Source organism: Mycobacterium sp. NPDC049093 (assembly GCF_040704635.1).
Lineage (GTDB): Bacteria > Actinomycetota > Actinomycetes > Mycobacteriales > Mycobacteriaceae > Mycobacterium.
In genome coordinates this window covers 553,761-565,886 of the sequence record NZ_JBEZJS010000005.1, presented here as the reverse complement: position 1 = coordinate 565,886, position 12,126 = coordinate 553,761, and the positions used below count along the sequence as shown (strand labels likewise).

Below are 12,126 nucleotides of genomic sequence, written 5' to 3'. Positions count from 1 at the left end.
GCCGCGGTGGATCCGAGAGTGCACCATATGTGGGTGATAGTCAACACATTGTCGAGTTTTACTTGACTTCGCAGACTGGAGCTCATTTTTAGAAGTAGACACTGTGTTGACTGTTATCGACTGTGAGTCTACTCTCAAATTCGCCAAGGCCGTGACACCGCACACCGGCGTACGGCGCTACAACGACACAAGAGGATTGACATGGCCACGAGATCGGACGTCGACCAGATCCAACCGTCAACTTCACGCGACGGCGAGAGCTACGTCTCCCACCGTGAAGACATCCACTTCAACATGACCGGTGACTTCATGACCGGGGTGGATTTCTGGATTCACGCGACTGGTGAGACCACCAACGGTCAGCTGATCGTCATCGAGACCAACTGGGTGCGTGGTACCGAACCGGTCTGGCACATCCACCACCGCGAAGAAGAGGGCTTCTTCGTGATGGACGGTGAAATCAAGATCCACACCGAGGCCGGTTCCTACAACGCCAAGAAAGGCCAGTTCGTCTGGGGGCGCAAGGATCAGCGGCACACCTACGAGGTGGTCGGTGACGAAGCCCGGATCCTCGTGGTGTTCGTGCCCGGCCCCGACAGCGAGGGTTTCGAGCCCAACGGCGGTATCGACAAGTACTTCTACGAAGCGCGCGATCGCGAGCTCCGCACACCCGAGCAGCTGCAGGCCGAGGTCGAGAACCTGAAGGTCAACTACGGCCTGGAGATGTTCCCCGAAATTCCGCATCCCCGCCAGAACGCGTGAGCGTGGTTGTCGGTTCGGATATTTGGCATTACTGACCCATTGGAGTTGCTGTGACCATCGATGTATCTCTTGACACCGTGCCGCATTGGATCGGCGGCGCGGCAGTCTCCTCGACCGAGGGGCCGCGAGCCGAGATCCATGATCCCGCTACAGGGAGCGTGATCGGGACCGTCGTACTGGGCGGCGCCGATGCCGTCGACGAAGCTGTCGCCAATGCCCGCACTGCGGCGGTCGCCTGGGCCGACACCCCCGGCCCAGCCCGGGCGGCGATACTGCATCGTTTCCGGGCTTTGCTGCACGAGCAGGTGGACGACCTGGCGTCGATCATCACGGCCGAACAGGGCAAGACGCTCGCAGACGCCCGGGGAGAACTGGCGCGCTCGATCGAAGCCGTCGACGTGTCGCTTTCGGTGGTGCAGCAACTCAAGGGGGAGTACGCCGAGCAGGTTGCCAATGGGGTCGACACGTACTCCTTCCGGCAACCGCTCGGTGTATGCGCCGGCATCACACCGTTCAACTTTCCGGTCATGGTGCCGGTATCGATGTTCGCAGCCGCGATTGCGTGCGGGAACGCGTTCGTGCTCAAGCCAAGTGAACAGGTGCCGTCGGCATCGGTGCGGTTGGCGCAGATCGCGAGCGAAGCAGGATTGCCCGACGGCGTGCTGAACGTTGTGCACGGCGGTGTGGAGGCAGCCGAGGCACTCATCGACCACCCCGATGTCGCGGCGGTCTCGTTCGTCGGGTCCACTCCTGTCGCACGTGCGATCTACCGGCGCTCGGCAGAAGCAGGCAAGAAAGTGCAGGCACTTGGGGGCGCCAAGAACCACCTGGTGGTGATGCCCGACGCCGATCTCGATGCCGCGGCCGATGCGCTGGTTTCGGCGGCCTACGGCGCTGCGGGTCAGCGATGCATGGCAGTGACGGTCGCGGTAGCGGTCGGCTCGGCGGCAGATGCACTGGTGGGCAAGATTGCCGAGCGCGCCATCGCGTTCAAGGTGGGCCCGGGCGAGGTGCCGGGTTCTGACATGGGGCCGTTGATCTCGGAGCGGGCACTCGATCGGGTCCGAGGGGCGCTGGAACGCTCCGTCAAGCAGGGTGGCCGACTGGTCGTCGATGGCCGTGAGCGGGAAGCCCCCGGAGCCGGTTACTTCATCGGTCCCAGTCTCGTCGACCACGTCGGCGTCGAGAGCGACCTCTACCGCGACGAAGTGTTCGGACCGGTCCTGAGCGTGCTGCGCGTCGAAGATCTCGAGCAGGCCCTGCAGATCGTCAACGACAATCCCTACGGGAACGGCGCCATCATCTTCACCGGCAGCGGCACCGCTGCGCGCCGGTTCAGCCGCGGCGTATCGGCGGGCAGCGTTGGGATCAACGTGCCTATCCCCGTGCCGATCTCCTGGTTCGGCTTCGGCGGATGGGGGGACTCACGCTTCGGAGACGACGGGCTCAACTACGACGGCTATCGCTTCTACACGAGGTCCAAGGTCGTCACGCAGCGTTGGACCGAGCCTAGGCCCGGTCTTGCTCCGCACTTCGTCGCGGCGGGTAGTCAATGACCTCGCCACCCGCTGCCGGCCTCCCTCGGCTCGACCACGTCGGCATCCTGGTACGCGACCTCGACTCGGCACTCGCGCACTGGTCCAATCGGTTTGGGGTGGAGGTTGCTCGTTCGGTCGACGTTCCGGCCATGAGCGTCCGCGCGGCGTTCCTCAACGTTTCCGGCGCCGAGGTCGAGCTGTACACCCTGCACGACCTGGACGCGCTCGAGACGGCCCTCGACGGAGCACCGGCAAAACTCGACCACCTGGCACTGCGGCTGGACCACGCCGACGGCCCTGAACTCGCGGGCTGTGCCATCCGAGGGCCTGGCCGCCCGGAGCCGATCGAGGCACCGATTCTGATGGGGGAGGCCACACATGTCTGGACCGAACCTCCCGGAATCGATGTTCTTCTCCAACTGATCAGACCGAGCGAGTGAGGTCTCGGTTTATATCCGTTGCACCACAGGCGGTCTCGCCGATCGGCCGACCGTAAACCAATCACCACGAGGAGTAAACATGGGACGCATGGAAGGAAAGGTCGCCCTGGTCACCGGAGCGGCCCGAGGCCAGGGGCGAGCACACGCCATCCGCCTCGCACAGGAAGGCGCGGACATCCTCGCCTTCGACTGCCCGGCTAATGGAGGGGTTCCCTATCCCGTCGGCACGGCAGCTGACCTCGAGATCACGGTCAAGGAAGTCGAGGCGCTGGGCCGGCGAATCATCGCGCACCAAGGCGACGTTCGTGAGCAGGCCCCGCTGGACACGTTGGTCGCCGAAGGTGTGCAGGCCTTCGGCGGACTCGATGTCGCAGTGGCCAACGCCGGCATCTGGACTGTGCACCCGTTCGCAGACATTCCCGAGGACGAGTTCCTGGATGTGCTCAACGTCAACATCATGGGGCCCTGGCGCACGCTGAAGGCCGTAACCCCCGCCATGAAGACGCGCGGAGGGGGGTCGGTGATCATCACCTCGTCCGGCAACGGCGTCGAGGGATCTCCCCACTACGTCCACTACGTGGCTTCGAAGCATGGCGTACTCGGCCTGGCGAAGAGTGCAGCACTCGAGTTCGGTCAGTACGGCATCCGAGTCAACTCACTTCTTCCCGGGCCTACCGATACGCCCGCCCTGGACTGGCAAGGGGGCTACGACCTCTGCGCAGGCAAGGGGCCTGGCCAGGGGGTCAAAGAGGACCTGCAGGGCGCGAGGTACTGGGCAGTTCTGCGGGATGTAGGCCTGCTGCCGCCGCAGGCCATGAGCGAGGCCGTGCTGTGGCTGGCCTCCGACGAATCACGATGGACGACCGGTCTCGAGATGTTGGTCGAGGGTGGTCACATGCTGATGCCGGGGCTGAATATGACGAAAATGGCCTTGGACAACCAGTAACGTCCGGCAACCCCAAAGGTCAAGCAGGGCCCTCCCGGAAGACGTCGATCACGTCTTCGGGGAGGACTTGCGGCGTCTACTGGGCTTCTCGCGCGGCTTCCACTCAAGGCCGTAGACCGTTCGCAGCCATATGGTGGTCACCGTTTCGGCCATGTCCTTCAACGGGATTGCGTTCTCGCTGCGCAGACTCATCAACGAGAGGTTGCGTTCACCCATCCACATCAACGCGGCAGCCAATGACCTGGCAGGTGGCCCGTCGATGGCCACGCCGGCAGCCCTGTCTCGCTCGATGCTGGCCGCCGAAGCGTCGATGAACCGACCGAGGATCGTGTCCCACTGCTTCTGCAGGTCCGGCTCGGCCGCAGCGGCGTCGCCGACTTCACGCAGAACGTGACCGTGCTGTTCCCATACCTGGATAACCTCGTTGACCGCGTGCTCGATGGCCGCTTCCGGCGGCATACCGGCCGGACGCTCAAAAATCAGTTGCGATGCTTGGAACACGTCGGCGGTGACCCGCGAGAGCAGGGCCGACAACAGCTGCCACTTGGATTCGAAGTAGAAGTAGAACGATGACCGCGACAGCCCCGCGCGCTTGGTGAGATCGTCGATGGAAATGTTGCGCAGCGGCACTGTGCGCAACATGTCGTAAGCACCTTCGAGGATGGCTTGTTCGCGTCTGTCACCTTTGATGTTTCGTCGGCCCACCCGTGTTTCTGTGGTGCTCAGGTTGAAAGATGAAGTGGACGCCATACGGAAGATGATAGGTCAGGCCAACCGCGAAACACGTGTTCCAGAGGCGGAAGTACCGGTTGTTTTCGACATTGTGTTGATTATCACCCACATGTAGTGCATACTATGAGCGTTGCATCGGCCTCGCCTTTAACGTTCGTGCCGGCGCCGGCCGTCGCCGCGGATTCGGCCGCTGCTCTCCCCGCACTCAAATGCGATTCGCACGCCTGGCCGCGGAATGAAAATGCGAACTCTCTTTCGAAGTAGGAGTCAACCGTGTCCAACCTCGCCGGCAATCTGGTCGCGACTGCGCACGAATACGGAGCCCGGCCGGCCGTGAAGCTCGACGAATACGTGCTGTCCTACCGGCAGCTCTACGACCACGCTTCGGCTGTGGCCGGCGATCTGCGAGCCCAAGGTGTGCTTCCCGGCGACCGGGTGGGTCTGGTGCTTCCCAACGTGCCGGCATACCCAGTGCTGTTTTACGGCGTACTCCTGGCGGGCGCGGTCGCAGTTCCCATGAATCCGCTGCTCAGTGCACGTGAGGTCGAGTACTACCTCACCGACTCGGGTATGACGGTCGTGTACGGGTTGGAAGGCAGCGATTCCGTCGTGCCGGCCGCAGCGGAGAAAGTCGGAATTCGCTCGGTATTGGTGCCCCCTACGGGTCCAATCAGCCTGTCCGGCACCCCAATCCATCAAGCGGTCGAGCGAACCGACAACGATACTGCGGTGATCCTTTACACCTCGGGGACCACCGGGAAACCCAAGGGGGCAGAACTCACCCACCGGAACATGTCCTCCAACGCCGCGACGACAGTGGACACATTGATCAACGTGGGCCCCGAAGACGTGATCCTCGGTTGCTTGCCACTGTTCCATGTCTTCGGCCTCACCTGCGGACTCAATGCCGCGGTCAAAGCCGGTGCTCTCCTCACGCTCGTTCCCCGCTTCGAGGCCGCTAAGGCATTGGAGGTCCTGGCCCGCGATCGAGTGACGGTTCTCGAAGGCGTGCCCACCATGTACGCCGCGATGCTGCACTCTCCCGACGCGGATAGCACTGTCATGTCCTCGCTCCGCACATGCATTACCGGCGGTGCACCGATGCCCGTCGAGATTCTCAAAGCGTTTGAGCGCAAGTTCGACTGCGAGATCTACGAAGGGTATGGGCTCTCGGAGACGGCGCCCATTGCCTGCTTCAACCAGCCGGGGCACCAGCGCAGACCGGGCACCATCGGGATACCTGTACGGGGCTGCGCGCTGCGCATCGTCGACAACGGCGGCGAGGACGTTCCCGACGGCACACCTGGCGAGATCGCCATCCAGGGCGAGAATTTGATGAAGGGATACTGGAACCGACCTGACGCAACGGCCGAAGCCATCCCCGATGGCTGGTTTCGTACCGGGGACATCGCCGTTCGCGATAGCCACGGGTACTACACCATCGTCGACCGGAAGAAAGATCTGATCATCCGGGGTGGGTACAACGTGTATCCCCGCGAAGTTGAGGAAGTGCTCTACGAACATCCTGCTGTCGCTGAAGCTGCGGTGATCGGCATCAAACACGCAGACCTCGGTGAGGAGATCGGCGCGGCCGTTGCCCTCAAGCGTGGGGCGCACGCAGAAGTTGGCGAATTGAAGGCGTTCGTACGAGATCGCCTCGCGGCGTACAAATACCCCCGCGAAATCTGGTTCGTCGACTCGGTGCCCAAGGGCCCGACCGGCAAGATCCTCCGACGCGAAGTGCAACCGCCCAACCTCACCGGGATCAGGTGAGCACTACGCCATTGCGAGTTCATCCGATACTGCGGCGGTTGGGCGGCCGAATCAGCGCGTGCTAGCGGTCGTCGTCGTCGCGCCGCCCAACCGGCGTCTTACCACTGGTTGGGCGGCGCACTGTTCTGTTCCCTGATGGGCTAGGGGAGCGGTGCGACCTGGACGATCGTCTTGCCGCGCGCGCCGCCGGAAAGTGCCTGATTGAGGGTTTCCCGAGCACTTTCCAGACCTTCGACGACGGTTTCGTCGTACATGACCGCACCCTCGCCCAGCGCCGCGGCGAGTTTGCCGATGATCTCGCCGTACCGCTCGATGTGATCGGTGACGATGAACCCCCGCAGGGTGGCTCGCTGCATGAGCAACTGATTTGCGTTGCGCAGGCCCGGTTGGCCTCCGTCGTCGTTGTAGGTGTCGTACTCCGAGATCAGTCCACACAGCGCTACTCGTGCACCGACGTTCAACCGGCCCAGGACGTAATCCATGATCGGGCCGCCCACGTTCTCGAAGTCGACGTCAATGCCGTCGGGGGTCGCCTCGTCGAGTTGCTCGCGCCAGTCGTCCGAGCGCCGGTCTACGCATGCGTCGAAGCCCAGTTCCTCCACCAGGTGCCGGCACTTCTCGGCGCCGCCGGCGATGCCGACCACGCGGGCGCCTCGCTGCTTGGCCAGCTGTCCAGCGATCGAACCGACGGCACCGGCCGCGGCGGAAACGACAACCGTCTCGCCCGGCTGCGGATCGCCCAGCTCGATACCGATGAACGCTGAAATGCCGGTGTGGCCAAGTACTCCCAGGAACGCCGAAAGCGGCGCCGGCAGTGGGTCGGGCAGCACTGTGAACGGAAACTCCAGAACGGAATCGTCAGCGACACAGTATTCTTGCCAGCCGGTGAAGCCGAGGACGAATGCGCCTACTGGCAGATCGTCTCGCCGGCTTTCGATCACCTGTCCCACTCCGAGACCTCGCATCACGGCGCCCAACTCGACCGGCGGGATGTAGGAACGCAACTGGCTCATCCAGACACGGTTCGTGGGGTCGAGCGACAGGTACAGCGTGCGGATCAACGCCTGCCCCTCTGCTATATCGGGGATGGTCTCCTCGACCCACTTGAGATCTTGTTCGGTGACCTGGCCTTGCGGCCGCTTCTGCAGGCGAAACAGCCGGTTGGTGGGTGTTTTCATGGTGAATCCTCGTTGTCGGCGGTGGCGGGAATCGTGGTCATCGGGGCGCGTAAACACCTCATCCGCTGAGTTCGCGGCGAGACCCACAGTGATTTTAAACTTGACGTCGTCGGTAATCAACGCTCTGTCGACTTTATGGCAGATTTTTCGGTTGACGGCCACGAGTCATGTTCCGCAACAACGAAACGATAATATCGACAGAGTGTTGACTATTAACGACGTATGGTGCACTCTCGGTTTTGGCATCCGACTGTGACGGCAGTCGACCGAGAGATGGAGGCGGGCGCATGAGCGTACAAACGGACAACCGCGCGACGGTTGAGCGATTCTGGGGGGCCCTCGATGACGGTCCTCCTCGTGGCGAGGCCCTGGAGACGTGGAAGGACAACTTTGCCCAGGACGCCGTCTGGGAGATGCCCTTCGCTCCTGAGCCGCTCGCCGATACCGTGCCCGGCCGGCACCTGATCGGTCATTTCATCGACTGGTTCTTCGCCTCGGTGCCCGACCTTCGGATCGATTCGCTGACCGTGCACGACACGACCGACCCGGAGCTCTTCATCCTGGAGCTGCACGGAAAGGCGACGGTCACGCAGACCGGCAAGATCTACGCCAATACCTATTGCACCCATATGCGGATCCGGGACAGCAAGGTTGTGCTGATCCGCGAGTACTTCAATCCCAATGTTGTGCTCGAGGCCTTTGGCCGCGACGTGATCGCCCAGGGCATGTCAGCTGTGATGGCAGCCGCCGGAGTGGGGGCTGCCCAGTGAAGTTGGAGCCGGAGTTCAGCTACACCGCAGAGCTCGCCGAACCTCAGATCGTCGGCCCGGGCCCTTACGGGCTGCGCCAAGTCCTCGCCGTCACGGGAGGCAAAGTCACCGGAAACCGATTCAACGGCACCGCCGCCCCCGGCGGCGGAGACTGGCTACTGGCCGGCGAAGACGGCTACGGCCGACTCGATGTGCGTGCCCAGTTCTACACCGACGACGGTGCGGTCATCTACATGAGCTACCAAGGCCTGGTCGAGGTCAACGAAGCCGCCGCAGGCGCCCTCGGCGGCGGCAGCAGCGGCACCGACTTCGGCGACCACTACTTCGTCACCACCCCACGCCTGGAATCCGGCGACCCCAAATACGCCTGGGTCAACCAAAGCATCTTCGTCGGACAAGGACGCATCCAACCCGGACCAATCGTCGAATTCCAAGTCTTCCGAGTCGTTATCTGACCGGCAGACTGGCGGCCAATAGATAAGGTCAACGCCGACATCGGGCGGGGCGTTCCATTCGATCCTGGCCGCGATTGTCGGCGTTGAGCCGGCGCCCTGTGGTGTGGGTGTCGCGGCGCCGTTCCTCGGCGGTTGGCTCAGCACATGAGCGTTCTGAAACTGCGGGAGAGCGATGCCTAGGCCCTCGGGAACATCGGCCGCGATTCGTCGCGGGAAGTGCACCGGAGTGGCCAGCATTCAGTGCGCCACAATGATCGCGTTACCCCGCTTCGGTAGTTGCTCAGTTGCGTTCCGTGGCAGCGGTTTTGTGTCCGGAGAAGCGAGGGGGTGCTTCGCGCTTACCGGGCACGGCAGGCCCTGAGGTAACTGAGGAACGATGCCTGCAGGCCGGTCACGTGCGTTTCGTGCAGGATCTCGCTGGTGACCGCTTCGTTGCGTGACGTGAGGCGGTGAAGGACAGTGGCCGTGTTCTTCGCGAGGCTCTGGTACACGGCCAGGTCTCCGAGAAGCTCGCGGTCGTTGAAGGTTACGTGGAGCTTGGCAGCACGCCGGCTGTCGCCCAACTCGTCGAGCTGGGCGAAGATCCGACTGTCTTCATCGATGACGCCGGGACTGCCCGCTCCGATGCTCTCGAAGAGGGTGCTGCCGGTGAGCCAGGTATACAGGCTGAAAAGTCCGCCGTAGGAGTAGCCGAAAAGTCCGTGACCGCTTGCGGCAGTGCCATAGTCGTGTTCGATCCGCGGATGTAGTTCCGCGGTGAGGAAGCTCAGGAAAACATCGGCGTGGGTGTCGCGCAGTTCGGTGAGGTAGGCGTCAGCTTCTTCGCGTGTCCTCGCGGCCATTTCCACCCCCAGCTCCAGGGCGTCGATGAGTTCCTTGGCGATGGGCTCTCCGGGCGGCACAAAGTCTCTGTTGCGCAGCCGGTCCCAGTCCTGAGCTTCCTCACCCGCGTACCCGACGCTGACTTGGATGTAGGGCTGGATCCGTTGCATGGGGTCCATCTGGGTGACGATGAGCGGAGCCGTCAGGCCCACGGCAAAGTTGCCGTCGAGCACGTACACGATGGGCGCTTGTGTTGCGGCGCGGTCGTAGTCGGGTGGCGTGGTAACCCAGACTCCGTAGTCATGCCCACCGCTGGAACGCATCTCGAAGTAGTCGGTGCCCGCGAGACAGCCTTGCCACATGGCGCTCATCAAAGTCCTTCACAACTTGGCCGGCGGTGCAGCACGGCGCGCTCAGCGGTTTTTATCCATTGGAAAAGTCTTATCCAATGGATAAAGTGTGGAAGTGATCTTGTCAAGCGCGGCAGGCAAAGGCGACGCACGCGACCGTCTCCTGGCTCGGCTTCTCGATGCCTTCGGGGAATCCCTTCCCTCGCCGGAGATGTCGCTGCGGGAGGTCGCCGCCCGGGCCGAGACCAGTCACGCCCTGCTGCGGTACCACTTCGGGTCACTCTCGGGCGTCTTGGCAGCGATGCTCAAGGTGCAGCGATCTCGTGACAACGAGGTGTTCTTCGAGACCGCCCAGCACGGCACCTTCGGCGATCTCGTCGCGGCGATCTGGCGGGCCTATACCCACCCGGAGCGGCTGTCCCGTATCCGCGGGTTCTTTCACGTCGTAGGACTTGCCGCTTACAGTCCGGGGGACTTTCGTGAGTTCATCGACTCGCTCGACGACCTAACCATGATGCTGGCATCGCTCGCGGAACGCGAAGGCCGCGACGCCGAGGAGGCGCTGAACATGGCCACCGTGGCCGTCGCTGCGCTGCGTGGGCTGCTCTTGCGGGAAGTCCTGACTCCAGCCGGCCAGGCGGAGGACGCGGTTGCCCTGATCCTGCGCTTGACCGAGGTCCGTTGAGTAGCTTTCCGTGGGAGTTCCTGTCCGACAACCCGGCGTCAGAGTGTCAATGATCTCGGCGAGTTCGTTACATAACGTAGCCCTGGCCCCGCCGGCGCGCGGCCTAAAGTCTGCGTTGTGCGCGACGAGAGCGCACCGCAAGAGCGTCAGTTCGTCCGTAAAGGTTGCTTCATGAGTGGTGTTCTAGAGCGGCTGCAAACTGCCATGTATATAACGCTCACGGCAGCGTTCTTGGGGTTGACACTCTCGGCTCTCGTCGCGGTCCTCGTCGCTGCCGCGCCTCTCAAGCTCTTGGCATTGGTCAACAGACAAGCTTGATCGGCAACTCGTCAAGCTCTGGGCGAGAGATAGCCCAACCCGCAGGGGGCTGGGCTATCTCTTCGAACACCCGAATTACGGTCGCTGGTAAGCCTCTTGCCGCTTCTCGGCCGCCTTGGCTCCGGCCCGTGCCGACTCCGCCTCGGCCTCCTTCTTCGCGACGTCCTTTTGAGCGTCGGCCTTGTCTTGCTGAGCTTTACCCTCGCGAACCAGATCGTCGCGACCGGTCACGGTGCCTACAGCTTCCTTGGCCTTGCCCTTGACATCCTCGACGACGGCCTTGATGCCTTCTTCAGGACCTGAGTTCTTCTCGGTCATGTTTGCCTTCCGTTCCTGGTGTTTGGCGGGTTCCACGAGGCCTCGGCCTCTCCAAGCGGCAGCAGGATTGCCCAAATGGGGCCGTGGTAAACGGCGTCCCATTCCGCTGCGACGGGGTTCACACTGCTGTCGGCGATTTCCTCGATGTTCCGCCGACTGCCGGGCAACCGGCCGAGCATCCCGATTACTCAGCGGCTGATCGGGGTAGGTATACCGCCGTGACATCTGCGCCAATCCTTACCGAGCCCGTGCCGAACGCGTGGTGCGGTACCTATGGCGACGCCGGTTAAGCCGGAAGTTGGCTGGCTGACGCCGGGCGGTCAGCGGCCATGAAGGAAGGCGATGACTGCCTGGACCCGCCGGTGGTCATCTGGAGCCTCGACGATGTCGAGCTTGGTCATGATGCTGTGCACATGTTTTTCGATGGTGCCTTCGGCCAGGTAGAGCCGGCGGGCGATGCCGGCGTTCGAGCGGCCTTCGGCCATCAGTCGCAGCACCTCGTGTTCTCGCGCGCTGAGAGTGGCAAGCGGATCCTGATTTTCGCGTGCCGCGACCAGCGCTTGGGCGACCGCGGGGCCAATGATGCAGGCGCCCTTGGCGATACGCTTGAGGATGTCGACGAAATCCTCGACATCGGCTACCCGGCTGTTGAGCAGGTAGCTGATCCCGCCACCGCCGGACAGTGCATCGATGGCGTGTTGCACTTCGACGTGAGCGCACAGGACCAGCACACCGGCGCGGGGGAATTCGCTGCGGATCAGCCGCGCCGCCTCATATTCGTCTGGGTGATCGGCCGGCACGGGAATGCTGATCACCACGAGTTCAGGCGCAGTCATGCGCACCAGCGGTGGTAATTGGGCGACGCAGCTGGCCTTGGCTACAACGTCGAAACCCCAATGCTGCAGAAGGCATGCGAGCCCTTCGCGAACCAGCACGTCGTCTCCGGCCACGATCACCCGCGCAGCGGTTGCAGGCGTCGTCGAGCAGGACGAGTCATCGGTTGGGACCGTCATCGCACCCCCCTCCACGACAGACCGTG

The 12,126-nt window shown here is 63.1% G+C and carries 13 protein-coding genes; 8 read left to right on the top strand and 5 right to left on the bottom strand.

Going from position 1 to position 12,126, the window contains the following annotated elements; translation table 11 throughout:
• Window positions 1–201 precede the first annotated feature (201 nt).
• The 4 genes from AB0876_RS23070 (at window position 202) to AB0876_RS23055 (ending at window position 3,686) form a co-directional block, all read left to right on the top strand.
• The gene (locus tag AB0876_RS23070) at window positions 202–762 is read left to right on the top strand and encodes a cupin domain-containing protein (RefSeq protein WP_055110977.1); all 561 of its coding nucleotides are present in this window, start codon (window positions 202–204) and stop codon (window positions 760–762) included.
• Between the two features lie 50 nt (window positions 763–812).
• Window positions 813–2,318, top strand: a complete 1,506-nt coding sequence (locus tag AB0876_RS23065) for a CoA-acylating methylmalonate-semialdehyde dehydrogenase (protein ID WP_491837057.1) — start codon at window positions 813–815, stop codon at window positions 2,316–2,318.
• Complete coding sequence (locus AB0876_RS23060; protein WP_526043019.1) at window positions 2,315–2,740, top strand: VOC family protein; 426 nt, start codon at window positions 2,315–2,317, stop codon at window positions 2,738–2,740. Before AB0876_RS23065 ends, AB0876_RS23060 begins: the two co-directional genes overlap by 4 nt.
• A 79-nt stretch (window positions 2,741–2,819) precedes the next feature.
• Complete coding sequence (locus AB0876_RS23055) at window positions 2,820–3,686, top strand: mycofactocin-coupled SDR family oxidoreductase (RefSeq protein WP_491837055.1); 867 nt, start codon at window positions 2,820–2,822, stop codon at window positions 3,684–3,686.
• Window positions 3,687–3,734: 48 nt separating this feature from the next.
• On the opposite strand, the gene AB0876_RS23050 is transcribed toward AB0876_RS23055, so the two are convergent.
• Entirely contained in the window at window positions 3,735–4,391 is a 657-nt protein-coding gene (locus AB0876_RS23050) for a TetR/AcrR family transcriptional regulator (protein ID WP_526043055.1), read from the bottom strand.
• A gap of 300 nt (window positions 4,392–4,691) precedes the next feature.
• On the opposite strand from AB0876_RS23050, the gene AB0876_RS23045 reads away from it, so the two are divergent.
• A complete protein-coding gene (locus tag AB0876_RS23045; RefSeq protein WP_526043018.1) occupies window positions 4,692–6,191 on the top strand; it encodes a long-chain-fatty-acid--CoA ligase in 1,500 nt (499 codons plus the stop codon).
• Window positions 6,192–6,331: 140 nt separating this feature from the next.
• Here AB0876_RS23045 and AB0876_RS23040 read toward each other — a convergent pair whose 3' ends face one another.
• Window positions 6,332–7,369: an NADP-dependent oxidoreductase gene (locus AB0876_RS23040; RefSeq protein WP_491837141.1), complete on the bottom strand. Its 1,038-nt coding sequence runs from the start codon at window positions 7,367–7,369 to the stop codon at window positions 6,332–6,334.
• Between the two features lie 287 nt (window positions 7,370–7,656).
• Here AB0876_RS23040 and AB0876_RS23035 point away from each other — a divergent pair, with 287 nt between their 5' ends.
• Window positions 7,657–8,139: a nuclear transport factor 2 family protein gene (locus tag AB0876_RS23035; protein ID WP_491837053.1), complete on the top strand. Its 483-nt coding sequence runs from the start codon at window positions 7,657–7,659 to the stop codon at window positions 8,137–8,139.
• Complete coding sequence (locus tag AB0876_RS23030) at window positions 8,136–8,594, top strand: DUF3237 family protein (RefSeq protein ID WP_526043017.1); 459 nt, start codon at window positions 8,136–8,138, stop codon at window positions 8,592–8,594. Before AB0876_RS23035 ends, AB0876_RS23030 begins: the two co-directional genes overlap by 4 nt.
• 338 nt (window positions 8,595–8,932) lie before the next feature.
• Here the strand turns inward: AB0876_RS23030 and AB0876_RS23025 are convergent, their stop codons facing one another.
• Complete coding sequence (locus tag AB0876_RS23025) at window positions 8,933–9,787, bottom strand: alpha/beta hydrolase (protein ID WP_526043016.1); 855 nt, start codon at window positions 9,785–9,787, stop codon at window positions 8,933–8,935.
• A 94-nt stretch (window positions 9,788–9,881) separates the two neighbouring features.
• Between AB0876_RS23025 and AB0876_RS23020 the strand changes: the two genes are divergently transcribed.
• Window positions 9,882–10,451, top strand: a complete 570-nt coding sequence (locus tag AB0876_RS23020) for a TetR/AcrR family transcriptional regulator (protein ID WP_491837050.1) — start codon at window positions 9,882–9,884, stop codon at window positions 10,449–10,451.
• A gap of 393 nt (window positions 10,452–10,844) precedes the next feature.
• Here AB0876_RS23020 and mbp1 read toward each other — a convergent pair whose 3' ends face one another.
• Both mbp1 and AB0876_RS23010 read right to left on the bottom strand, forming a co-directional pair.
• Entirely contained in the window at window positions 10,845–11,087 is a 243-nt protein-coding gene (gene mbp1 / locus AB0876_RS23015; protein WP_064937164.1) for a microaggregate-binding protein 1, read from the bottom strand.
• A gap of 320 nt (window positions 11,088–11,407) precedes the next feature.
• Window positions 11,408–12,100 carry a response regulator transcription factor gene (locus tag AB0876_RS23010; protein ID WP_526043015.1) on the bottom strand — a complete coding sequence of 231 codons (693 nt, stop codon included), beginning with the start codon at window positions 12,098–12,100 and terminating at the stop codon, window positions 11,408–11,410.
• Window positions 12,101–12,126 lie beyond the last annotated feature (26 nt).